General features: G+C 50.0%; 20 protein-coding genes. 18 read left to right on the top strand and 2 right to left on the bottom strand.

The window, feature by feature from the left end; all coding sequences use genetic code 11:
- Positions 1-21: 21 nt before the first annotated feature.
- From purE to manA, 9 genes are read left to right on the top strand one after another with little or no spacing between them, the layout of a single operon-like run.
- Positions 22-531 carry a 5-(carboxyamino)imidazole ribonucleotide mutase gene (gene purE / locus AC8GDC_RS01450; RefSeq protein WP_506558113.1) on the top strand — a complete coding sequence of 170 codons (510 nt, stop codon included), beginning with the start codon at positions 22-24 and terminating at the stop codon, positions 529-531.
- On the top strand, positions 528-1,373 hold the full coding sequence (locus tag AC8GDC_RS01455; protein ID WP_506558114.1) for an ABC transporter permease: 846 nt from the start codon (positions 528-530) through the stop codon (positions 1,371-1,373). The genes purE and AC8GDC_RS01455 overlap by 4 nt, the downstream gene beginning before the upstream one ends.
- Positions 1,360-2,121, top strand: coding sequence for an ABC transporter ATP-binding protein (locus AC8GDC_RS01460; protein ID WP_506558115.1), 762 nt, complete (start codon positions 1,360-1,362; stop codon positions 2,119-2,121). The genes AC8GDC_RS01455 and AC8GDC_RS01460 overlap by 14 nt, the downstream gene beginning before the upstream one ends.
- Positions 2,122-3,129 carry a glycosyltransferase family 2 protein gene (locus tag AC8GDC_RS01465; protein WP_506558116.1) on the top strand — a complete coding sequence of 336 codons (1,008 nt, stop codon included), beginning with the start codon at positions 2,122-2,124 and terminating at the stop codon, positions 3,127-3,129.
- Positions 3,126-4,301: a CDP-glycerol glycerophosphotransferase family protein gene (locus tag AC8GDC_RS01470; protein WP_506558117.1), complete on the top strand. Its 1,176-nt coding sequence runs from the start codon at positions 3,126-3,128 to the stop codon at positions 4,299-4,301. Before AC8GDC_RS01465 ends, AC8GDC_RS01470 begins: the two co-directional genes overlap by 4 nt.
- 32 nt (positions 4,302-4,333) lie before the next feature.
- On the top strand, positions 4,334-4,813 hold the full coding sequence (locus tag AC8GDC_RS01475; RefSeq protein ID WP_506558118.1) for a hypothetical protein: 480 nt from the start codon (positions 4,334-4,336) through the stop codon (positions 4,811-4,813).
- A 41-nt stretch (positions 4,814-4,854) separates the two neighbouring features.
- Positions 4,855-7,485 carry a LysM peptidoglycan-binding domain-containing protein gene (locus AC8GDC_RS01480; RefSeq protein WP_506558119.1) on the top strand — a complete coding sequence of 877 codons (2,631 nt, stop codon included), beginning with the start codon at positions 4,855-4,857 and terminating at the stop codon, positions 7,483-7,485.
- 10 nt (positions 7,486-7,495) lie between these two features.
- Positions 7,496-8,194, top strand: a complete 699-nt coding sequence (locus tag AC8GDC_RS01485) for a phosphocholine cytidylyltransferase family protein (RefSeq protein ID WP_506558120.1) — start codon at positions 7,496-7,498, stop codon at positions 8,192-8,194.
- A 12-nt stretch (positions 8,195-8,206) separates the two neighbouring features.
- A complete protein-coding gene (gene manA / locus AC8GDC_RS01490) occupies positions 8,207-9,331 on the top strand; it encodes a mannose-6-phosphate isomerase, class I (protein WP_506558121.1) in 1,125 nt (374 codons plus the stop codon).
- A gap of 7 nt (positions 9,332-9,338) precedes the next feature.
- On the opposite strand, the gene galE is transcribed toward manA, so the two are convergent.
- Entirely contained in the window at positions 9,339-10,298 is a 960-nt protein-coding gene (galE, locus tag AC8GDC_RS01495; protein ID WP_506558122.1) for a UDP-glucose 4-epimerase GalE, read from the bottom strand.
- A gap of 159 nt (positions 10,299-10,457) precedes the next feature.
- Between galE and AC8GDC_RS01500 the strand changes: the two genes are divergently transcribed.
- Genes AC8GDC_RS01500 through AC8GDC_RS01510 form a run of 3 tightly spaced genes read left to right on the top strand, consistent with a single transcriptional unit; the run spans position 10,458 to position 14,996 of the window.
- Positions 10,458-10,763 (top strand): WhiB family transcriptional regulator, encoded by a 306-nt coding sequence (locus AC8GDC_RS01500; RefSeq protein WP_506558123.1) that lies wholly within the window; start codon positions 10,458-10,460, stop codon positions 10,761-10,763.
- A gap of 28 nt (positions 10,764-10,791) precedes the next feature.
- A complete protein-coding gene (locus AC8GDC_RS01505; protein WP_506558124.1) occupies positions 10,792-13,548 on the top strand; it encodes a glycosyltransferase in 2,757 nt (918 codons plus the stop codon).
- Positions 13,548-14,996 (top strand): DUF5719 family protein, encoded by a 1,449-nt coding sequence (locus AC8GDC_RS01510; RefSeq protein ID WP_506558125.1) that lies wholly within the window; start codon positions 13,548-13,550, stop codon positions 14,994-14,996. The genes AC8GDC_RS01505 and AC8GDC_RS01510 overlap by 1 nt, the downstream gene beginning before the upstream one ends.
- Here the strand turns inward: AC8GDC_RS01510 and AC8GDC_RS01515 are convergent.
- Positions 14,993-15,415: a hypothetical protein gene (locus AC8GDC_RS01515; protein ID WP_506558126.1), complete on the bottom strand. Its 423-nt coding sequence runs from the start codon at positions 15,413-15,415 to the stop codon at positions 14,993-14,995. The genes AC8GDC_RS01510 and AC8GDC_RS01515 overlap by 4 nt on opposite strands.
- 23 nt (positions 15,416-15,438) lie before the next feature.
- Between AC8GDC_RS01515 and AC8GDC_RS01520 the strand changes: the two genes are divergently transcribed.
- The 6 genes from AC8GDC_RS01520 to AC8GDC_RS01545 all read left to right on the top strand — a co-directional run bounded on the left by AC8GDC_RS01520 (position 15,439) and on the right by AC8GDC_RS01545 (position 22,949).
- Entirely contained in the window at positions 15,439-16,839 is a 1,401-nt protein-coding gene (locus AC8GDC_RS01520; protein WP_506558127.1) for a phosphomannomutase/phosphoglucomutase, read from the top strand.
- A 22-nt stretch (positions 16,840-16,861) separates the two neighbouring features.
- Positions 16,862-18,337 carry an adenosylhomocysteinase gene (ahcY, locus tag AC8GDC_RS01525; RefSeq protein ID WP_506558128.1) on the top strand — a complete coding sequence of 492 codons (1,476 nt, stop codon included), beginning with the start codon at positions 16,862-16,864 and terminating at the stop codon, positions 18,335-18,337.
- Between the two features lie 8 nt (positions 18,338-18,345).
- Positions 18,346-19,014, top strand: a complete 669-nt coding sequence (gene mtrA / locus AC8GDC_RS01530; RefSeq protein ID WP_506558129.1) for an MtrAB system response regulator MtrA — start codon at positions 18,346-18,348, stop codon at positions 19,012-19,014.
- 6 nt (positions 19,015-19,020) lie between these two features.
- Positions 19,021-20,583, top strand: coding sequence for an MtrAB system histidine kinase MtrB (gene mtrB, locus AC8GDC_RS01535; RefSeq protein WP_506558130.1), 1,563 nt, complete (start codon positions 19,021-19,023; stop codon positions 20,581-20,583).
- Positions 20,580-22,238: an LpqB family beta-propeller domain-containing protein gene (locus AC8GDC_RS01540; protein ID WP_506558131.1), complete on the top strand. Its 1,659-nt coding sequence runs from the start codon at positions 20,580-20,582 to the stop codon at positions 22,236-22,238. Before mtrB ends, AC8GDC_RS01540 begins: the two co-directional genes overlap by 4 nt.
- A 72-nt stretch (positions 22,239-22,310) precedes the next feature.
- Positions 22,311-22,949, top strand: coding sequence for a ComF family protein (locus AC8GDC_RS01545; RefSeq protein WP_506558132.1), 639 nt, complete (start codon positions 22,311-22,313; stop codon positions 22,947-22,949).
- Positions 22,950-22,987: the final 38 nt, after the last annotated feature.

Genomic DNA, 22,987 nt, shown 5'->3' on the forward strand with positions numbered 1-22,987 from the left:
TCAATTCGACGGGAGTCCCTAATGACCAATCCATTGGTCGGCGTTGTCATGGGCTCAGACTCAGACTGGTCCGTTATGTCCGACGCCGCGGAGGCTCTCAAGCAATTTGGAATTGAATACGAAGTTGAGGTTCTCTCAGCTCACCGCACTCCAGAAAAAATGATCGAGTGGGGCAAAGCTGCTTCCTCTCGCGGGGTTAAGGTAATCATCGCCGGCGCTGGCGGAGCTGCTCATCTACCCGGCATGCTTGCTTCGGTCACAACCCTTCCGGTTATTGGTGTTCCGGTATCGCTTAGCAAACTCGATGGCATGGACTCACTGCTTTCAATCGTGCAAATGCCAGCCGGTATTCCAGTTGCCACTGTCTCAATTGGCGGAGCAAAAAATGCTGGAATTCTGGCAGCTCGAATCCTTGGAACAAACGATTCGGCTCTGGAAAAAAAGCTAATCGAATACGGCCATTCATTGGCGTCTTTAGTTGCCGAAAAGAACGAGCAGCTAAAAGCTGAAATTTCTAGAGGCGGAAAATGAATCTAGCTGACTATGCAACCGCGAATGGACTAACGCAGGTTGGGGTTCGACCAAAGTTCGGCGAGTACATAAAGCAAGTTTGGCAAAGGCGCGATTTTGCCTTCATTATGTCTCTCTATGCATCCGAGTCAGCCAACGCTCGCAGCAGGCTAGGAGGTTGGTGGCTGGTCTTAGTGCCCTCGCTTCAAGCCTTCACCTATGGACTCATATTTGGTTTGATTCTCGGAAGTTTGCGTCCAGCAAACTTCATACCTTTCTTGATTACTGGAGTTTTTCTCTTCTCCTTTTTCTCAGGATCATTTTCTGCTGGAGCTAAAGCAATCACTTCGAACTCGGGTCTACTAAAAACTTTGAGCTTCCCAAGAATTCTTTTGCCATTATCTGCCGTGATTCGTGAGTTCATCAACTTCATTCCGCAACTAGCTATTCTTGCGCTCGTTATGTTGGTTTTCGGCCAGGAGATTTCCTGGGACTGGTTGTATCTGATCCCGATCACTTTTTTGATGTTTCTTTTCAGCACAGGACTAGCCATGATCTCGGCCAGGCTAACTGTTCGAATTCAAGACTTGAACAAACTTGTCCCATTCATTACTCGATTGATGTTCTATTCCAGCGGAATCTTCTTCGAGGTAGAAAGAATATTTGCCGACTACCCAGAGCTACTTGCGATAGCAACGCTAAATCCAGTGCATGCATTTATTAGCCTGGCCAGAGGAGCTTTAGTGAATGACTTGCAAATGAGTCCTGTGCTTTGGATAGTGGCCACTGCTTGGTCAGTTGGAACTTTCCTGTTTGGCGTTTTTTACTTCTGGAGAGCCGAGGCCCGCTATGGTCGCGACTGAAAATAGTAAGAAACCAGTGATTGTTCTGGATGACGTTCACGTGACCTATCAAGTCTTTGGAACTGGCAAGAAGGCAAATAAGGTCAAGGGTAAGTTACGAAGCCGAACTCGAATGAGAGAAGTCCATGCAGTTAAGGGTGTGTCTCTGGTTATTCACGAAGGCGAAACCCTAGGAATTGTAGGGTCTAACGGTTCTGGTAAGTCCTCTCTAATGCGCGCAATAGCCGGGTTGTTCCCGGCAACCGGGGGTTCTGTTTACGCGTTAGGAAAACCCATGATGCTTGGCGTTGGAGCCGCTTTGCTGCCAAACCTCAGTGGTGACAAGAACATTCTTCTCGGTGGACTAGCCATGGGCTACAGCAAGAAGGAAATTACTCAAGCCAGTGAATCAATCATTGATTTTTCGGGGCTTAGGGAGTTCATCGACTTGCCGATGCGCACCTACTCTCAGGGCATGTCAGCAAGACTTCGCTTCTCGATCGCAGCTACCAAGAAGCACGACATTCTGATAATCGACGAGGCACTGGCTGTTGGTGACAGACAGTTTCGACTAAAGGCTGAATCTAGAATCAGGCAGATGCGTCAAGAAGCTGGAACTGTTTTATTAGTTAGTCACAATATGAAATCCATTCAGGACACTTGTAACCGAGTTATCTGGCTTGAAAAAGGCGTGCTCTTGATGGATGGCAACCCGAAAGAAGTTTGCGACGCTTACATTGCAGCAATGGAAAAAGGCGACACCGACTAGATGAAAACCCCTTACCCAAGCGTCATGGTGATGATGCCGGTTAGAAACGAACAGCAACACTTAGTTTCGGCGGTTGAGAGTGTCCTCAAGCAGAATTACCCGGGCCAGCTGGAAATCGTTTTGGCAATCGGTCCTTCGGTCGACCAAACTGAGAAAGTGGCTAACGATCTGGCTTCCAAGCATTCAAGCGTGAGAATAGTCACAAACCCCAAAGGTCTTACAACATCGGGCTTGAACTTAGCTATTGAGTCATCCAAAAGCGAAGTCATTATTCGGGTGGACGCGCACAGTGAGCTTGGTGAAAACTACTTGAAACGCGGAGTTGAAATCCTAGAGGATTCAAAGTCTGTCTTAGTTGGCGGAATCATGAAGGCTCAGGGAAAAACCGCCCTTCAAAAAGCAGTGGCCTTCGGCTATGGATCAAGGTTCGGTCTTGGCGGAGGCAGGTACCACTTGGGTGGCAAGGCTGGCGAAGCTGAGTCCGCATACCTTGGAATTTTTGATTCTGAAGCCTTAAAGGCGGTTGGTGGTTATGACGAAAACACGATTCGCGGGGAAGACTGGGACCTAGCTCAACGGCTCAAGGCTCAAGGCGGCAGGGTTTGGTTTAGTCCAGAACTTGTTGTGAACTATTGGCCAAGATCAAACATCAAAGCCTTGGCTTGGCAGTTTTACTCGACCGGAGTATGGCGAGGAGAACTCACTCGTCGAGCTCCAGCTAAAGCGTCGCTGAGATACTTCCTTCCACCACTGGCACTATTGGTTTTGGCGGGCCTCGTGGTTTCAGCAAGCTTTGGAATTGTCGGGGAATTGGATTTGATTATTCCTATTGCATTTTATTTGTTGGTAGTTACCTTCGCAGCTGCCACTGCAAAGTCCCTATCATTGGTTGATCGCCTTGCGGTGTTTGTAGCTTTGCCAGTTATGCATTTGAGTTGGGCATTTGGATTTTGGATTGGATTTGTATTCGGAGCCAAAAAGACAATTGATGCTGGGGATAAAAAGTGAAGTACTCACCAACTCGCATCCTGGGTGCACTAAGACGAAGAGAACTGGATTGGTTTCGAGGGGCTGTTTATCGAGCATTCAGCAAGGCTCCACTGACTAACACATTCTTATTTGAGTCCTTTCAAGGAAAAGTCATTGGGGATAATCCTCTAGCAATCTTTTCTGAGATCAAATCTCGAAATCCTAGAGCAGAACTACTTTTTACTGTCAACTCTTCAACCGAAGCCCCTAGCGGAGCAAGGGGAGTCAAACATGGCTCGCTAGCCTGGCTCAAGGCGCTTGCCACAGCAAAAGTGTTAGTGAACAACACAAACTTCCCCAGCTATTTTCGAAAGCGTGCAGGTCAGACATATATCCAAACCTGGCACGGAACCCCGCTAAAGCGCCTTGGTAGAGACATTGTGGACGTTGTGCCAACCGGAAGCTACTTGAAGATGATGGACCGTGAGGCTTCGTTTTGGGACTACCTAATCTCACCGAATCCTTACTGCACTGAGATTTTGGGAAAAACCTTTGGTTACTCTGGTCAGGTCTTGGAAACGGGATATCCAAGAAATGATGTCTTGATCAACGGTAGAGACAAACGTGACCTTGTCCGCAAATCTCTCGGGATACTGAATGAAAACCAGTTAGTGGTTCTCTATGCCCCTACTTGGCGAGATTCAAAACGAACTGCAACCGGAAACTGGAAGCCGGTAAATTTCTTGAACGATTCGCTTGGGCAAAATGTAACAGTGTTGTTCCGAGGTCACACAAACACCCACTCTGCGCATAGCGAGGCAGTGGCAAAGGATGCTATTGATGTGACTGATTACAAGAATGTTGCGGAACTGTATTTGGCTGCCGATGTTCTAGTGACCGATTACTCATCTTCCATGTTTGATTTTTCCGTCACCGGAAAGCCAATGATTTTCTTGGCTCCTGACTTTGATGACTACGTTGCCAAAAGAGGTTTCTATTTCGACTTCGAGCAACTTGCTCCAGGACCGATCTTGAGAGATTCTTCATTCCTGAGAAAATCCTTAGAGAGCATTGATAGCCAAAAAATTGAGTATGCGCAGCGCTATTTGGCTTGGCAAATGAAGTTCAACAAACTAGAGGACGGTCTTGCTTCGAAGCGTGTGGTGGATGCAACACTCACCGCGTTTCACAGCCTATTTTCAGAACATTAAACCTAGACTTTAGAGTGTCTAGGAGTTGAGCCATGAAGCGGACCCTTTTAATCACCACAACACTGGTTGCTGTTGCAACCCTGGCTGGTTGCGCCCTGTTTTATCCAAATCTTGGAAGTAACGAGACTCCAAGCGATCCGATGAATCCAACCCCTACCGCCTCCGAGACCACTCCAACCCCGACCGCATCCGAAACTCCAACTGCTGCTCCAAAGGAGCTGGCAAAGCCCCGGGTTTTGTTCTATGAGATCGTCGGAACTAACCTTCAGATCATCGGTGAAGTTGTTAACTTTGCTGAAGATGGCGGAGAGTGCGTAATCACGTTTTACTCCGGCAATACCCCAATTGTCATGGAGCGAGTTCCAGCTGAGCACAACGTGAGCACCACGCAGTGCTATCCATTAACAACTGCACTCTCCAGACTTCCAAAGGGAATGGTCGATGTGGTGATCGGCTACGAGTCTGCTAAGTACGCAGGGGAATCTGAAAAGTTCCAGGTGATTATTCCTTAATGTTTAAATCTCTTCGGAAGTTTTGGGCTGCCGTAACGGTAATGACAGTTACCGTTTTCGGTCTAGTTGCCATACCTTCTGAGCAAGAACCGGCTGCCGCCCTAAACGGATCCATGTTTGATCCGGGCCTAATCATCAGCGACAGCGTCTTTTACGATTTTGGAACAATGTCGGTAGCGGACATTCAAAGATTTCTAGATGGAAGAGTTGCTGCCTGTCGCGCGGCTGCCGATCGTCCGGGTTGCATAAAGGACTATCGCCTGAGTACTCCTGGAGCTACCGGGTCTCCGGGTCGATGCGAATCTGTTCCAGCAAAATCCAACATCACTGCAGCGGAACTGATTTATGACATCGCACGTGCGTGTGGAATTAATCCCCGAGTGATTTTGGTAAAACTACAAAAAGAGCAAGGTCTAATCACCTCAACTGATCCGAGCCCTAGAGCATATGATTTTGCACTGGGAATGGACTGCCCCGATAGTCCAAGTGGTTGTAGTGCCGCGTCAGCAGGATTTTTCTGGCAGCTGTATAAAGGTGTCGGGCAACTCAACTGGTACAGCAACCCAGCCGGTTCCTTTACCTGGCTCAGACCAGGTTCTGTTATCTCAAGGGAGTATTATCCAAACCGCCCAAGTTGTGGATCGCAGTCCTTCACTCTGCAGAACAAGGCAACCGCTGCCCTTTACTACTACACCCCGTATGTTCCTAACCAGGCTGCACTGACCAACCTCTACTCAACCGGGGATAGCTGTAGCTCATACGGAAACAGAAACTTCTGGAGATACTTCTCTGACTGGTTCGGCTCTCCAATTGGCGGAGGCTTCTTGTTGAAGGCTGCTAAGAGCGAAACCTTCCTAATTGTCGATGAGGTCAAATACCGTGTTCCAGACTCAGTGCTACTTTCATCGCTGGCACCACTTGGCCCGATTGGTGAAATTTCCAAAGACTACCTAGACAGCTTTGTCACCGTGGGGGATATGACCCCACTGATTAAAAATTCAACCGCCGATCGTTACTGGTTTGTAGATAATGGTAAGCGCATGAGTTTTGCAACTTGTGAGCAAGTTGCCTCATTTGGTTTGAACTGTGGCTCTGCTGTGACTTTGACCAGCACCCAGTTCACTGCCTTAGCTACTGGTGGAGAAGTGACCAACGTGGTAGTTGGTGCAAGCAATGACCGCTACTTCGTTGAAGCCGGTCAGCTACGCGAAATTTTGAATGATGCTTCCGCTGCTGAAGCAAGCTTGCCGCTGACTGCCTCATCGCCAATTAGGCGAGAGGCTTTGAACTATCTTCCAATTGGAGCGCCGATCGCCAGCAACGGTTCCCTCGTTGGCAACCGTGAGACCGGTGCCCTTGGAGTTGTTGCCGACGGCAGCTTCTTTGGAATTGATGCAGCTACAGCCGCCGATGTCAACTTTGGAGTTTGGTTTAAGGGAGCCGGTTCAACTCTGAGCACCCAAAGTATTCAAGCCCTTAGCGTGGGACCAGTTATCCAATCAATCGTTGCCAATGGTGCGGGAGCGCAGTACCTATTGACACCTGCTGGAAAACGCCTGATTCAAGACACCGAGAACTGGATTGAGAAACCAACCGTGCTACCTGCATCAGTTCTGGATCTAATCCCTACCGTTGCTGAAGAACTTGTGACTCCTGCGGTGGTACGTTCCACCGCCAACGACACTTTGTTTTTGGTAAACGACGGTGAACTTCGTCCAATTCAAACCTCTGACCGCAAGGCAGTTCGAGCAAGTCTTGAAGAAGACACCGTGCACCGCATCTCGCCTTCGGCGCTAAGCCAGATGCGCAAGGGCAGTCAGGTTATTCCTCCCGGCGCTTTGGTTCGAGTTGGCAGCACAAACTTCCTAGTCGATGGCCTAAGCCGGCTGTATAAGATTCCAAGCACCGAACAGGCTCGAGCACTTGGGCTTAGCTCAGCCAGGACAGTCAAGAAGTCCGCTGTTTCTTCTTACGAGAGAGCCGGGAGCCTGTCGGGCATAAAGGTCACTTGCAGCGCACAACCGCATTTGGTTGTTGCTGGAAAACTAGTTCGCGTTAGCGAAGCAACTTTCTCACAGTACCCAACCACAGCGAACGAACTAGATCCTGGAACCTGCGCTGCACTGTCGATCTCTGATTCGCCAGGCTCAAGATTTATCCGAACCTCATCAGGTCAATACTTCCTAGTTGAAGCTGGCGAGAAAAGACCAATCGCGAGCAAAGCTCGCTACGTTGCCCTAAAGGGCTCAGGTCCAAGCGCGATTGCTGTTGATGCGGTATTCGCCGCTAGAGTGCCAACCGGTTCAAAAGTTGGCGCTGAAACAGCTGTTGTTAGCGACAGCGTTGCTGTTGCCCCGACTCCTGTGGCAACCCCGACACCGGTCAAACCAACACCGACTCCGACCGTGACTCCAAAACCAACACCGAGCCCAAGTGCTTCAGCTTCGCCAACTCCTAAGCCAAGTGCCTCAGCTTCGCCAACTCCTAAGCCAAGTGCTTCGGCTACTCCAAAGCCAAAACCGTCTCCAGTTAAGGAGTACAAGGTCAAACCAGGCGAGACTCTGACTGGAATCGCTTCACGGTTTGGAACAACCTCGAAGATTCTTATGGATTTGAACTCAATTACTAACGCGAACCTGATCAAAATCGGTCAAATCCTCAAACTTCCCTAAACTTGGGGTTATGTCTGAACAGGTAATCATCCTGGCTGCCGGGATGGGAACACGGCTTGCCCGTCCTCTTCCAAAGCCACTCGCTGAGTTGCGTGATGGTCGCTCCATCATGAAGCAGCAGATGGATAACTTGGCCCACGCCTTTGGGGATAATTTCCGGGCGATGATTGTGGTCGGATTCAAGCTCGAGGCCATCATTGAAAGATTTCCTGAGGCAATCTTTGTCTATAACGAGCTTTACGACCAGACCAATACATCCAAATCCCTCTTGAAGGCCCTTCGGGCCTCCAGCGATGGCGGAGCCCTATGGCTAAATGGCGATGTGGTGTTTGACCCTGAAGTACTAAACCGAGTGCTACCTCTTATTGAGTCGGATAAGTCGTTCGTTGTTGTCAACACCGCCAAGGTCAGCGACGAAGAGGTCAAATACACCCTCTCGGCCGATGGCTTTATCGCCGAGCTTTCCAAGCAGGTCGTTAACGGTCTTGGAGAAGCCGTTGGCATCAACTTTGTTTCCTCCAAAGACAAGCAAGCCTTGATTAAGCGCCTTGCTGGGGTTGATGACCAGGACTACTTCGAGAAAGGCATAGAGGTAGGCATTGAATCCGATGGCCTTAGATTCCAAGCTGTTGATATCAGCGATTTATATGCCGTCGAGGTGGATTTTGCCGAGGACCTCGAGCGAGCCAACGAGTATTTCAAGAGCTAGGAAAAAGCCAGCTTGTTAGTTCGAATCAGCGGTGAAGTAAAAAACTTTTCCTGGGGCTCAAAGCATCTAATTCAGGACCAGCTAGGTCTGGGACCAACCAACCAAGAGGTAGCGGAAGTTTGGTTTGGAACCCACGCTGGTGGCCAGTCAAAACTTCTTACCTCTGGCCAGAATCTTTCTGAGGCGATTGGCTCAAAGCTTTCTTTTCTAGTGAAGTTCTTAGCAGCCGATTCACCCCTGTCGATACAAGTTCACCCAAATGCCCTTCAGGCCAAGGCGGGCTTTGCGAAAGAAAATGCCGACGGAATTGACCTAGCTGATCCAAAGCGAAACTACAAAGATGATTCCCATAAACCCGAGATCTTGATTGCACTAAGCGCCTTCGAGGCGTTGTGTGGGTTTAGACCTAGAGCTGAGATTCTAGAAATCTTCCTAGCCTTTTCGGAATCGGAAGCCCGCTTCGGCGAGCTTTCAGCTCTGGCGGCAACAGATGCAAGCCTCGAGGAAATCTTTAGTGAGCTTCTGGAAGATAGCCAACTTGCTGGGCGCTTTGCCAGCTCTGTGGCAAGCCTAGATTCGGATTCAATCTCAGAGCGGGCACGGGCCTTAGTTGTTGACCTGTTGGATAAGTACCCAGGGGATACCGGTGCTTTAGTTTCGCTGCTTTTAAACTTCGTTCGACTAGCACCCGGTGAAGCGATTTTTCTGCCGGCCGGCAACTTGCACGCTTACCTGTCAGGTCTTGGAGTAGAGGTAATGGCTTCCAGCGACAACGTCCTGCGCGGAGGCTTGACTTCAAAACACATCGACAAAGCAGAACTTAGAAACATCACTGACTTTTCCGAGCTTTCCAAACCGGTCGTTGCAACCAAGAAGCTGGCCGAGGGGTTGGTTGAGTACCCGGTTTCAGCCTCCGAGTTTCGGGTTTATCGGGCCCAAATCACCGGCTCTAATTTGTTGGCTGACATAGATCTTCCTGCGGCCGCCGTGATTGTTTGCGTCAGTGGAGAAATAGCCGTTGGCACGAGCCTCGAAGAGCGCGAAGTTTTGAAAAAGGGCGAGGTTGTCTTTGTGAGCGAAGCTAAGAAGTTTAGCCTTAGCGGCAGCGGCGATGCTTTTGTTGTTCTGGGTACCTAGAGCCTAGTTAGTTCAATGCCTTCCAGGCGCTATCCACGATCTCAGCTAGTGAGTTCTCTGATTTCCAGTTCATGACCTTGTTGATTCTTGAAACATCGGCAATAAGTCTTGGTGGATCGCCAGCTCTTCTGGCAACTAGCTCGTACTCGAAATCAATACCGGTGGTTTTTTTGATCTGGTCCATAACCTCGAGAACTGAGGAGCCGGCTCCGGTTCCAACATTGAATACTGAGTAAGGCCTTGACTCTTGGTTCAAGTAGTCAAGGGCTGCAACATGGGCATTTGCTAGATCCATCACGTGAACGTAGTCGCGAATGCAACTTCCATCAGGGGTTGGGTAGTCGCTGCCAAATACCTTTGGCTTGGTGTTTGACCTAAGAGCTGCAAAAACAATTGGAATTAGGTTCAACAACTGGGTGTCGGCAAGATCTGGCCAGCCGGCGCCGGCAACGTTGAAGTAGCGAAGGCTGGAGTGAGATAGCCCCCAAGCCGTTTGCGCATTTTGCGCCATCCATTCACCAATGAGTTTGGTCTGACCGTAGGGATTGATCGGCTGCGGGGTTTGATCTTCAGATACCAAGTCCACATCAGGCACCCCGTAGCTTGCGGCACTGGAAGAAAACACGAATTTTCTGACCCCGGTGTTTTTCATGGCGGTGAGCAAATTGGCCTGTCCACCAAGGTTTTTTAAGAAATAATCTTCGGGTTTTTCAACTGATTCCCCGACTTGTTTTAGGGCTGCCAGGTGCACCACGGAGGTGACTTTATGCTCCGCTATTAGCTGTTCCAAGGCGCCTATGGCATTGGGTGCTGAAAGCTCCATACGGGTCGTTGGAAGGCCCAAAACCCTTGAATCTAAGCCTGTGGAGAGGTCATCGACCACTACGACGGGGGTGCCATTTTGACTCAAAATACGGGCCACATGGGACCCGATATACCCAGCTCCGCCGGTCACCAAAGTGCTCATAACGTCAAGGATACTGGCGGATTCAGTGGGGAGGGGACCCCACAGATTGTGGATTTGAACTTGACAACAGGTGAATAACAACAGTGTAATTACACGAGTGAAAGTTTTGCCTTAGATCCTTTCGGGGAAGTGGCAACTTAGTGAACGGAATTGCAACACATGGACAGTCGCGGACAAGTTCCAGATAACTGGTTTATCGACCCGATTCTTTTGGGAGTCGCGGGTGCCTACTCAGACTTTGAAGAAGATCCACTCTCCTGGCAGGCAGATGCACTTTGTGCACAGACCGACCCAGAGGCTTTCTTTCCAGAAAAGGGTGGCTCGACAAGAGACGCCAAGAGAATTTGCACCGGTTGCAACGTGAAGGCACAGTGCCTCGAGTATGCACTTGCTAACGATGAAAGATTTGGAATCTGGGGCGGCCTTTCCGAAAGAGAAAGACGCAAGCTTAAAAAACGTGCTTAGTGCGTCCAACTTTTAGGAAAGCACAACAATGAAAGTTAACGTTTCTGCCGTAGTGCTATCGCACGATCAGCCAGCATCTCTAACTCGAGTTCTAGACCAACTTTCAAAACAAACTTCTCCTCCTTCAAGAATTCTTGTTGTTGACACTTCAAGAAATGAACCAGGCCCAACCGCCGGATTTGAAACTCTCAAGCTAAATCACAAAACTTCATTTGCTTTGAGCATTGAAGCTGCCGTGAAGCACCTAGCTACCGATGGCTATCTTTGGATCTTGCACGATGACAGTGCACCCGATGCTGATGCACTAGAGAAACTTCTAATGGAAGTAGAGCTCAGCCCTTCTTTGGCAGTTGTTGGACCCAAGCAGGTCGACTGGGATGATTCAAAGCTAATCAAGCAAATGGGGCTTACTCTTACCCGTGGCGGCAGATTGTTTAGCCGAGTGCGGGGAGAATTCGACCAGGGCCAGCACGACCACCTAGAAGATGTGATGGCCGTTGGCACTGCCGGCGCACTGGTCAATTTAGAGAAGTACAAACAGCTCGGCGGGTTCGACCCCAAGGCTCCGCCGCTGGCGGCAGATGTTGATTTTTCCATACGTGCTCGCCTAAGCGGCGGGCGGGTGGCAATAGCCCCGGATTCCAAGATCGCCCACCAGATGCTTTCTATGAACGGCAAGCGCTCCATGGGATGGCTGGGCGGAACCCCAGCCAAAGCCATTCGGCATGCGGAGTTTTATCTGGCGCTTAGCTACGCGAGCTTTATCGGCTTTGTCTTGAGCTGGTTACTACTTATTCCATTCGCAATTGCCAATTCGCTCGTTCTCCTGGTTCGAAAGCGTGCTGGCTCAATCCCGGCTGAATTAGCCGCCGCCGCTACTACCTTTATGCAGTTTGCAAGGATTCTTAGCTCCCGCTCTCGGATCCGCCGCACCACTTCAGCAAAGCTGCGGTCGCTTGCTACCCTTCGAGCCACCAGGCAGGAGCTAAAAAGCTCCAACCAAAGAGCCAAAGATCAGGAAGTTTCAAAGCAGCTTCTTGCCGCCCACGCCAGGGGAGATAACGACGAAGTTGCGTTGAGTCCCAACTCGGGCTTTTTGTCCTCGGGTGCGATTTGGTTTGCTCTAGGACTCGTTGCCCTAAACGTTTTGTGGTTTCCAACTAATCTCGCCGTTTCAGGTTCCGGGGTAATTCCGCTTTCTAGCAACTGGTTAGAAATCTTTTCTCAGGCTGGCTCTACAAACCAAAGCCTGGGTCTTGGATTTGATGGTGCAGCCGATCCCTTTAGCTGGGTGCTAGCTATTCTTAGCGCACCACTGTTTTTTGCGCCAAGCCTGGCACTCACCCTCGTGCTGTTTCTTGCAACCGCAATTGCCTTCACGGGCTTTTTCTACCTTTCTGGACTCATCACAAGAAGTAACCCGATGCGCATCACAGCATCCCTTGCTTACGCGCTGTGGCCAGCGCTGACTGCATCAATTGCCGAAACTGCATTTGCTCAAGTTGTTGCAATCACGCTCCTGCCATTTCTGGTTCTCTCTGTAGCCAAGGTCGCATCTCTTGGAATTTCCAATCCGGGTTCTTTTGTTTCAACCTGGTCGCAGGTAGGCCTGTCTGGAGTCTTGCTGGCATTGGTGGCTGCAAGCTCTCCGGTGCTGGGTCTGGCACTGTTGGTTTTGATTGTGGGTCTGGCAGTTATTAGGCCTAGAAAGCTAATGCCTCTGCTTTTCACAACTGGCCTGACTGTTGTTTGGTTTGTACCTCTTGTCCTGGAGAGGTTGGCGACTTCCCAGCCGCTGTCTATATTGCTTAGCCCAGGAATTGGAGCCCCAAGGGCATTGGACGCGAACTGGACACTGCCGTTTTTTGGCTTCGGTTTTGACGCTCTTTCATTTGGACTCTTTATTACTGTCCCGGTTTTGGTACTGGCTCTGATTACACTTCTTACCCCGGGAGCCAAGGCTTCACTCGCGCTTTGGATAGTTGCCCTTTTCGCACTGGCCTTGGCTTTTGTTGGAGCCGGTGTGAAATTCGACTTTGGGGAGATTTCCTCTATTGGTCTTGAACTAACCTCATTGCTGGCGTTGTTTGGCCTGGCCGCCATTGCTGCCTTTGCGCAACTTGCGACCGCTAGCTCAGCCCTTAGGGCAATTGCTATAGCCGTGCTTGCAGTTGTTGGAATTGGGCCGGCAGCTTTTGCTCAGGCTACAAACCCACCAGCTGTTTCTTACTCCGATGGCAGGAGCGTGCCATCGATTATCCAGGCCGATAGTGATGCAGGGATGTTTGTTAGAACACTAAAGCTTGGCGCAGGCGAGGATTCGGTTTCGGCTGAATTGTTTGAAGGTTCGGGTGTGAAGTTTGAGAAACTCTCAACCGCTTTCCAGATTGCTAACTCCGGACTTTCAAATGAGAATCCGCAGTACCAGGTCTTGGGCCAGCTGGTAGCCAATCTTGTTTCGGCCAACGGCGCGGATGTTTTGACCCCGCTAGAAGAATTTGGAATCAGCTACATTCTTGTCTTCCCAGCCGATCGCGATCTGCAGATGGCACTTGATTCAACCAGGGGACTTGAATCAATCGGAGAAACCGATTTCGGTCAACTCTGGAAAGTTCAGTCTGTGGTGTCAGAGCCAAAAACCGCGGAGCTTGATTTCGGTTTGACTAAAGCGATAAGTCTTGGCGCGCTAGTTCTTTATTTCTTGCTTGCCCTTCCAACCAGCTCAATTAGAAAGCGCAACGGAAATGAAAGCGCAATCTTTGTTGATGTGGAGGAGAACAACTAGTGATCTTCCGAATCGTGTCTTTTGTATCGGTGGCAGCAGTGCTAGCGGCAGGTTTAGTGTTTGCGCCGAAAGTAGATCTCACGGTTAGCTTTGATTCGGCCAGCGGTAGCTTCAGCGTGAAGCCGGCAGACATGCAGCTGGTTTGCCCAGGACCGCTATTTAGAAGCGGTGGCGATTCCGGCACGAACCTAAGTGTGATTGAGCGCTGGGGCTCAGCGGATCTTTTCTACACAGCGGATGGAACCGGCGAGCTCGAGCAAAGAAGCATCTCTGAAACTTCTGTTTCTGCTATTGAATTAGGCGGAAGCCGAGTGTTTGGTTCTTCGTCATTGGGTGAGGCTGCTTCGCTAACAAACCTGAATGCCGATCAAGGTGCTAACCAAGGAGCGCTTGTTATTGCTGGAAGCTCAACACAGCTATCGGCTATCTCATCAATGCGTGGTCTAGCAGCAGCTTCTTGCCAGCAGCCAAGCAATGACTTCACAATCGTTGGTGGTTCAACCCTGGCCGGTCGGGAAGCATTGATGGTGCTAACTAACCCAAGCCCAATTGACGCAACAGCTGATCTTCGAGTCTTTACTGACCTGGGTGAAGTTACAGTTTCTGGTTTATCGGGAATCTCTGTTCCAGCAGAAAGCACTACAACCATATCCCTCGCAAGCTTTGCCCCAACGGTACCTTCCCTTGCGGTTCAGGTTTTATCGCAGGGAGCAAAACTTGCCGGATGGATTCAGGCCCGTGCAGTTTCAGGAACACAAGCAAGGGGAGTGGATTGGATCAGTCCAAACCCTAAGGCTTCAGAGCAGATGGTTTTGCCAGGACTTGTGATTCGCGGCACAAAGGTCATCAATGATGCACTTGGTGCCGAAGAGAACTCCGATGCAGGTCATGCGCTGCGCATCTTTGCTCCAGAGGGTGCAAACGTCACCGTGCAGGTGGTTTCTTCCAAAGCCGATACTTTTGGTGCGGTCTTTACCGGAATCATCGAGCCGGGTACAGTTTCTGACTTTCCGATTGCTGAGCTAAAAGATGGCGACTACTCGGTGTTTGTCTCATCCGACAAACCGGTTTACTCTGCTCTTCGGGTAGCTCGAGGAAACCCTGGCGGAACACCAAGGCTTGATTTTGCGTGGGTGAGTCCCGCCGAAGAACTAGTTTCTGATCGAGCAGTTGCGATTGGTCCGGATGGAGATTCAATCTTGGTGCTTGCTAACAGCGGGACTTCTCCCGCAACTGTGTTGGTACAGAACCTTAGATCCGGAGCGGGAGTGAGTGTTTCGATTCCTGCTTTGGGAACTGCAACGGTTGATCTTTCGGGACCGGTATCTATTCCAAAATCGGCTGGCGTGTTTGCAACCGTGGCGGTTTTGATTGAGGGACAGATTTCTGATTTGGATGTTCGAGATCCTAAAAACTTAGGCTCTGAAGTAAAGGTTAGATTCCGCTAGCGGTTGTAATACTCGGGAACTAGATCCCAAGGATCTATATCCAAGAGTTCCGCAATTGCTTCAAAGACTTGTTCTTCAACTTTTAGGCGCTCTTCGATAACACCCTGTCTTGAGTGAGTGCCAAAACGCTCGGTTGGAATTCGATAGATCACAACGATGTTGGTGTCACGATCTACTCGCCACCTAGGGATCTCGGTTGTGTAATCGGTAACCGGTGGCGCATCCAAAACTTTCCAGGTGAGTCCAGCTAGATCTTCTTCCCAAATGCCCTTGAGGTAATCAACCGCTGTCTCGACATACTGCTCAAATCCGTGCGAGCGTGTTTGACCGAACTTGAATAGCTTGGAAAGTATTGGTCTTCGGATGCCGCGCTCGTGCCTATCGCGATAGCCATCGCGGGAGCGGGGGGTTTTTGCCATGGCCCCATTGTATTCTTGAGCAAATGAGCTCACTTCAGAAAATCTTCAAGATGTATGACATCCGTGGCCTGGTTGGCTCCGAGATGACACTTGATGGCGTCAAAGCTATCGGAGCTGCCTTCGCAGACGAGCTTGAGCTTGCTGGCAAATCGCTCGTGGTCGGGCACGACATGCGAGATTCCTCAGTTGAGTTCGTTGAGGCATTCATTGAAGGCGCTAATGCTCGAGGCGCTGATGCAATCAACTTAGGTCTTTGCTCAACCGACGAGTGCTACTTCGCCTCCGGCTATCTAGATGCGGCAGCTGCGATGTTTACCGCAAGCCACAACCCCGCCACCTACAACGGCATCAAGCTCTCGCGCGCTGGCGCGAGAGGAATTTCGATGGACACCGGGCTCTCTGCGATTTTGGCAAGAGCTGAAAAGTATCTAGCTTCTGGCATAGAAGAAGTTGAAGAGCCAGGTTTTTCAAGCGAACACGAAATCATGGTCGAGTACGCAAGCTACCTAAGGCAGCTTGTTGACCTATCTTCAATTCGCCCGTTGAAGATTGTTATCGATGCGGCAAATGGCATGGGCGGCCTTACCGCTCCTTCGGTGCTAGGTACTAGCGCAAGCCTTTCAAAGCTTCTGCTTGAAATAGTTCCCTTGTATTTTGAACTTGATGGCTCATTCCCGAACCACGAAGCCAATCCACTAGATCCCAAAAACCTAGTTGATTTGCAAAAAGCAGTTCTCCAGCACAAAGCCGATGTTGGCCTGGCTTTTGATGGTGATGCTGATCGAGTGTTCGTCATCGATGAAAAAGGTCAACCTGTCACACCTTCGGCAATTGCAGCAATTGTTTCTCTTAGCGAAATCGCCAGAGCTAAAGCCAAGGGCAAAACTAACGTTTCTGTTTTGCATAACTTGCTTACCTCAAAGGCAGTTGCTGAATTCATCGAAACCGCTGGAGCTAAGCCTGTTAGAACTCGAGTCGGTCACTCGCTAATCAAAGACGAGATGGCAAAAACTGGAGCAATCTTCGGAGGAGAGCACTCGGCTCACTACTACTTCAAAGATTTCTATGGAGCTGACAGCGGAATGTTAGCTGCGATGCATGTGCTTCGAGAATTTGGGCTTCAGGACAAGCCGCTGTCGGAATTCACTTCTCGCTTCGATCCGTACTTTGCAAGCGGAGAGATCAATTCCACGGTCACTGATGCCGCTTCAAAAATCGCGCAAATCAGGGCTGAGTATTCAGGGCATTCAGTAGACGAATTAGATGGGATAACTATCGCTTCGGCCGAAGGCGAGAGCCCTTGGTGGTGGTTCAACGTAAGAAGCTCCAATACTGAGCCACTGTTGAGGCTAAATGTTGAATCTAGCGACCAGGCGGCCTGCAAAGCCATAACCGACAAGGTTCTGGGGATCATCAGAAGCTAGATTTTCGGGGGATAATAGGTAGATGCTGAAACCTAAAACCCAAATCGAATTCAAAGTTGCCGATCTTTCCCTAGCCGAGTCTGGAAGACACCAGATCCGCCTTGCGGAAAACGAGATGCCTGGACTTATGGCCCTACGTGCAGAGTTCGCTGCTAGCCAGCCACTAAAGGGTGCCCGCGTCGCCGGCTCACTCCACATGACAGTTCAAACTGCCGTACTAATTGAAACTTTGGTAGCACTCGGTGCTCAAGTTCGTTGGGCAAGTTGCAACATCTTCTCAACCCAGGACGAAGCAGCAGCTGCTGTTGCTGTTGGTCCAACTGGAACAACAGCTCAGCCTTCGGGAGTTCCTGTGTTCGCCTGGAAGGGTGAAACTCTTCCTGAGTATTGGTGGGCAACTTCAAGAATTTTTGATTGGTCAACAGAGGCAGAAGCAGAAGGTTTGGATTACACCGGACCAAACATGATTTTGGATGATGGTGGCGATGCCACATTGCTAGTTCACAAGGGACGCGAGTTCGAACTTGCCGGTTCAGTTCCTCCAACCGGTGCAGATGACAGCGAAGAGTACGGTGTGATTCTTGAGTTGCTTCGCGATTCACTGAAGGAGTCAAAGGACCGCTTCACCAAGATTGCAAAAGACATCATCGGTGTGACAGAAGAAACCACAACCGGTGTTCACAGACTCTACGAGTTCTTCAAGCGCGGCGAACTATTGTTCCCAGCTATCAACGTGAACGATGCTGTGACCAAGACAAAGTTTGACAACAAGTATGGAATCAGACACTCACTTCCAGATGGTCTAAACCGCGCAACCGACGTTCTAATCGGAGGCAAGACTGTTTGGGTCGGCGGCTACGGCGATGTCGGTAAGGGTGCAGTTGAGGCCATGGCCGGACAGGGTGCGAGAGTTATCGTTTCCGAGATCGATCCAATCTGTGCTCTGCAGGCAGTAATGGATGGCTACCAGGTTGCCAAGCTTGAAACAGTTCTAGAAGAAGTAGACATTTTTGTAACTGCAACCGGTAACACTCGCGTGATTACTCCTGAGCATGTAATGAAGATGAAGAACTACGCAGTGATTGCAAACATCGGTCACTTCGATGACGAGATTGACATGCTGGGCATCGGCAAGATTGCCGGTGTTAGCAAGATCGAGATCAAGCCACAGGTTCACGAGTGGGTTCTTCCAAACGGCAGAAGCGTTCTAATCCTTTCCGAAGGTCGACTAATGAACCTTGGAAACGCAACCGGTCACCCAAGCTTTGTTATGAGCACCTCGTTCTCAAACCAGGTTCTGGCTCAGATTGAGTTGTTCACCAACATCGATGCTTACCCACTGGGCGTTCACTTCATTCCTAAGTACTTGGACGAGAAGGTTGCAAGACTGCACCTAGCTCCTTTGGGTGTGGAACTGACTGAACTTACTGGAGAGCAGGCACGCTATATTGGGGTACCAGCCACTGGACCATTCAAGGTAGATCACTACCGCTACTAGGAACTGACATGAACCCAAAGATCCTTGTCATCGATGATGACAATGCGCTTCGGGAAATGGTTGGAATTGTTCTTTCGGCTGCGGGCTTTACTCCCGAGTACTGTCCCGATGGTGATCATGCCCTAGAAAAATTCAAACAGTTTGAGCCAGATCTTGTTCTGCTGGATGTAATGCTTCCGGGCAAAGACGGAATCGCTGTTTGTCGCGAGATTCGAAACATTGCCGGAACACCAATTATCATGCTCACCGCAAAGACTGAAACCACGGATGTGGTGTTGGGGCTTGAAGCAGGGGCCGATGACTACATCGTGAAACCATTTGAGCCAAGCGTTCTAACCGCTCGAATCAAGGCAAGACTTAGACCGATGACCAGCCTCGAAGAGGCAGTAACCATTGGACCCCTCACTTTGGATGTAGTTGGACACCAGGTGCTAAAAAACGGAAGCCAAATTTCTCTTACACCGCTCGAATTCAATTTGCTTTTGACCCTTGCACAAAAACCGAAGCAGGTATTCACGCGCGAGATGCTGCTCGAAAAAGTTTGGGGCTATCACTACAAAGCTGACACCAGGCTAGTGAACGTTCATGTGCAAAGACTGCGCTCCAAGATCGAAGAAGATCCAGACAATCCAAAGATCGTCACTACGGTTCGAGGCATCGGCTATAGGGCTGGCTAGGCAAAGATGCTGAAGCTTCTAAGACGCTCGGTTCAAGCCAGAGCGGTCGCCACCACGGTTGCGCTAAGTGGAGTGTTGATTGCTGCCCTTGGCGGATTCCTTTCTTTCTCAATCGGAAATGGTTTGTTCGAGGCAAGGCTGAGCCAGATCCTTGCTGAGTCCGAAGCTGCAGTTATAGATGTCCAGAACACTTTTGCCGCCTCCAGCGTCAACGACGAAGTGGCTCTGCAGATTCTTTTGAACTCAGTGGTTCCAAAGCTTGAGGCAACTGGAGTTGCCGACACCAGACGCGTGGCGCTGCTTCGAACCCCGGGACAGCCTGGAATTCAGCTTCTTCAGAGCCCGATCTCTTCGGGACTCGATACCCAGTTGATTGGCCAGAGCTTTAGGGAAGAGGTACGAAACAGCGCAGGGCGATTGCTTTACCAATCGATTCAGCTTTCCTTTGCTGAGGAAGGGCTTACCCGCCTTAGCCCCGGAATGGTTGTTGGATCCCCAGTTGAAATTCCACTGGCCGGTAAGTACGAGCTATACCTCGTGTTTGATCTTTCCAGTGCTCAACAAACTCTTGATTTCGTTCAGCAGACACTTTTGATTGGCGGACTAGTACTTATCTTTATCATCGGTGGAGTTTCTTTCCTGGTTACCAGCTGGTTGGTTCGTCCAGTCAAGATCGCTGCTGAAGTTTCAGAGGAGATTGCCGACGGAGCACTAGATGTTCGACTACTTGAAAAAGGCGAGGACGTCATCGCGGTTCTTGCTCGCTCCTTCAACAAAATGGCCGATAGCTTGCAGCGACAAATTACAAAACTTGCAAGCGTTTCAAAAATGCAGCAGCGATTTGTTTCCGACGTCTCTCACGAACTTAGAACCCCACTGACCACCATCAAACTCGCAGGTGATCTGCTCTTTGAAGCCCGAGACACACTGGATCCAACCCTTCGTCGATCAGCTGAGCTGTTGCACGGGCAGATTGTTCGTTTCGAAGTTTTGCTAAATGACCTACTTGAAATTTCCCGCTACGACGCTGGAGCTGTTAGGGCAGAGCTTGAGATTCACGATTTGAATCAAGTAGTTGGAATGGCAATTGCTTCAATTGATCCCCTTGCGAAAAACCGCGGTAGCCAGATAGAAGTTGTTGCTCCAACCGGTGAAATACTGGCCGAGTTTGATTCCCGCCGAATTGAACGACTGCTTCGAAACTTGCTCGCGAATGCAATTGAACACGGCGAAGGAAAACCAATTCGAGTTGAGGTTGGAGCAAACGCCCACGCGGTAGCGGTGAATGTAAGTGATAACGGAATTGGAATGACTAAAGCACAACTAGAGCGCGTCTTCGACAGATTCTGGAGAGCAGACCCGGCAAGAAAGCGAACTTCCGGTGGCACCGGTCTAGGGCTAGCAATTTCCCTGGAGGACACCATGCTTCACGGAGGAATGCTTGATGTTTGGGCAGCTCCCGATGCCGGAGCTACTTTTAGACTCACACTGCCGAAAGTTCAAGGCTCGGAAATCACCGAGTCGCCATTAGCTTTGCCGAACGATCAAGCACCTGGAGACCAATCTTGAAGCGGCTGATAGCTCTGGCAGTGGTTATGACCCTGACTGGCTGTGCCTCATTGCCGATTGCGGGCCCGGTTCGCATTGGTCCAGATCTTGTTCCAACAACTGACGGGGACTCTTTTTACTATTCACCTTCTTCCCCTTTTGACGGTGCTAGTCAAACCGAGATTCTGAACGGATTTATTGCTGCTGGAACCGGCCCACAAAACGACTACGCGGTTGCCAGAGAATATTTGAGTGAATCCATTCGCTCGAGCTGGAACCCCAACCAAGAAGTTCTAATTCAAAGATCAAGCCCACAGGTTGTTATCTCAGATCAGGACACCGCTGAGTTAGTAATTGATGTGGCGGCAACCGTAGATGCCGACGGAAAATACCAGGTGACTCCATTAGGAACCGGCCGCGTGCTTGAGTTCAGCTTTGTTCTCGAGAATGCAGAGTGGCGACTAAGTCGTGTTCCGGATGCAACGGTTTTGATTCGGCCAGTTTTTGATGTGGTCTTTAGTGGCTACTCGGTCTTTTTTCTAGACAGACAAAAACGTTTCTTGGTTCCTGAGCTGCGTTGGTTTCCAACAACGCCAGCAACTGGAACCAGGTTGGCAAACGCACTACTTGGAGGAGCGAGCAGCTGGTTGAAACCAGCGGTTGTATCGGCGATACCCACCGGCACAAGATTATCCATCGATGCGGTCACCATTGAAAACGGCGTTGCTCTGGTGGATCTAACCGCTCGTGCCTTGATTGCTTCGCGTACGGATAGATATTTGATAAAGGCTCAGCTGGAGGCGACTTTATCTCAGCTACCAAATGTTTCCGAAGTGGCAATTTCAATTGAAAGAGCAATGCAGGAAATCGTTGATGCCGATAACAGCACTGGAGTGCTTGGCCCTAGAGCTCTTGCGATAGTTGGAGAAGAAGGTCTAGAACTTTTAGCGTCATCACAGGAATCAGTTTTCGAAGCTGGCAAAAACTTCTTTGAACAATCAGAGCTTACGGAAATTGCTCTTTCTGGCCAATCGGGTTGGATTGCAACCTTGACCGATAGCGGAGTGTTTAGAACTCGAGGGGATAGACCGGGCGCCGATGTTGAGCAAATTAACTCCAGAGCTGCTATTGCCGATATCCAGTTTGATAGTCAGGAGTATCTGTGGAGTATGAGTCGAGTTATTGGTTCCGATATCATCGCAACATCCCCAAGCCTTGAGCAAAGCATCGTTTCAGCGCCTTGGCTAAATGGCCAATCAGTTCGGGCCTTTGCAATTGCTCCTGGGGGTTCAAAGATTACCCTGCTGGTTCAAGGACCTAGCCGGACTCGGGTGCTAGTTAGTGCAGTCGTTAGAAATCTCACCGGCACCCCAATAGAGCTTGCCGAACCAATTGAGGTGGCAGGGGAACTATCTAATCCATCATCGATTAGTTGGATTGACCAAATCACGATTGCAACTGTCAACACCGCGAACGGTGCCACCACTGCGCTAGTTAGCACTATCGGTGGCACCTCGAGGCAACTACCCGCGCTTCCAGGCACCCGAAAGATTGTCGCGGCAGGAACTAGTTCCCAGCTTTATCTTTTGACTGAATCTGGTGAACTGTTTTCTTATCGTGGATCGGCATGGACACCGCTTCGTCAATCCATTCGAGCATTGGCTTTGGTCAACTAGCCAACAAATTTGTTTTCAACAACTTACTCCTAGGGGTAAGTGTGAGCTGATGCAATCGGCTCAAATAGTTGCATGAAGAATTTGCGTTTACTCGATTTTGTCTTTCCTTCTAGGTGTGCGGTGTGTGATGCACTAGGACCAAACCTCTGTGAAGATTGCCGTCAAGTTCTTCGGCCCTCACCTCACGCATTTGAACGTGGCCCAGTACATGGTCGAGCCGCAACTTATCTTTGGCCTGAAGTTTCTAAGTTGTTGGTTTCGTTCAAAGATCGAGGTCAGTCGGCACTAGTTAGTGATTTGACGGAACTGATTGCACCCTTAGCAGCCGACTTAGCGGTCTTTACTGAAGGTGTCTATTTAGTGCCAGCACCGAGTCGCGTAGAGAATTTCGCACGACGCGGATTTACTCCCAGTGTCGTTCTTGCTCGAGCGCTTTCCAATCAGGTTTCGAATGCGCACGTGTTGAACTGCTTAGTGTTAGCAAAAGATGTCAAAGATCAAGTGGGGCTAACAAGTTCCCAGCGCCAAGCAAACCTTGCAGGCAGTATGTCCTTAAATCAGAAAGTTGCGGGCAGGCCCTGCTTTGTGGTGGACGATATTTGCACCACCGGAGCCACACTGATTGAAGCCTGGAGGGCGCTATCGGTGGGCGGAGCTAAAGTTCTTGGAGCGCTGGTAATCAGCGAGTCAAAACCAGCTGCGGCCCTGTGAATTTGCTGAATTTACCCCCCGCTAGGTGCTCTAAAGGG

Source organism: Rhodoluna miladensis (SeqCode) (assembly GCF_965234705.1).
In the GTDB taxonomy this organism is placed as follows: Bacteria; Actinomycetota; Actinomycetes; order Actinomycetales; family Microbacteriaceae; genus Rhodoluna; species Rhodoluna miladensis.

Coding starts and splice junctions, on each gene's coding strand:
- purE (WP_506558113.1), top strand. CDS start 22: ATGACCAATCCATTGGTCGGCGTTGTCATGGGCTCAGACTCAGACTGG.
- AC8GDC_RS01455 (WP_506558114.1), top strand. CDS start 528: ATGAATCTAGCTGACTATGCAACCGCGAATGGACTAACGCAGGTTGGG.
- AC8GDC_RS01460 (WP_506558115.1), top strand. CDS start 1,360: ATGGTCGCGACTGAAAATAGTAAGAAACCAGTGATTGTTCTGGATGAC.
- AC8GDC_RS01465 (WP_506558116.1), top strand. CDS start 2,122: ATGAAAACCCCTTACCCAAGCGTCATGGTGATGATGCCGGTTAGAAAC.
- AC8GDC_RS01475 (WP_506558118.1), top strand. CDS start 4,334: ATGAAGCGGACCCTTTTAATCACCACAACACTGGTTGCTGTTGCAACC.
- AC8GDC_RS01480 (WP_506558119.1), top strand. CDS start 4,855: ATGACAGTTACCGTTTTCGGTCTAGTTGCCATACCTTCTGAGCAAGAA.
- AC8GDC_RS01485 (WP_506558120.1), top strand. CDS start 7,496: ATGTCTGAACAGGTAATCATCCTGGCTGCCGGGATGGGAACACGGCTT.
- galE (WP_506558122.1), bottom strand. CDS start 10,298: ATGAGCACTTTGGTGACCGGCGGAGCTGGGTATATCGGGTCCCATGTG.
- AC8GDC_RS01500 (WP_506558123.1), top strand. CDS start 10,458: ATGGACAGTCGCGGACAAGTTCCAGATAACTGGTTTATCGACCCGATT.
- AC8GDC_RS01505 (WP_506558124.1), top strand. CDS start 10,792: ATGAAAGTTAACGTTTCTGCCGTAGTGCTATCGCACGATCAGCCAGCA.
- AC8GDC_RS01515 (WP_506558126.1), bottom strand. CDS start 15,415: ATGGCAAAAACCCCCCGCTCCCGCGATGGCTATCGCGATAGGCACGAG.
- AC8GDC_RS01520 (WP_506558127.1), top strand. CDS start 15,439: ATGAGCTCACTTCAGAAAATCTTCAAGATGTATGACATCCGTGGCCTG.
- ahcY (WP_506558128.1), top strand. CDS start 16,862: ATGCTGAAACCTAAAACCCAAATCGAATTCAAAGTTGCCGATCTTTCC.
- mtrA (WP_506558129.1), top strand. CDS start 18,346: ATGAACCCAAAGATCCTTGTCATCGATGATGACAATGCGCTTCGGGAA.
- mtrB (WP_506558130.1), top strand. CDS start 19,021: ATGCTGAAGCTTCTAAGACGCTCGGTTCAAGCCAGAGCGGTCGCCACC.
- AC8GDC_RS01545 (WP_506558132.1), top strand. CDS start 22,311: ATGAAGAATTTGCGTTTACTCGATTTTGTCTTTCCTTCTAGGTGTGCG.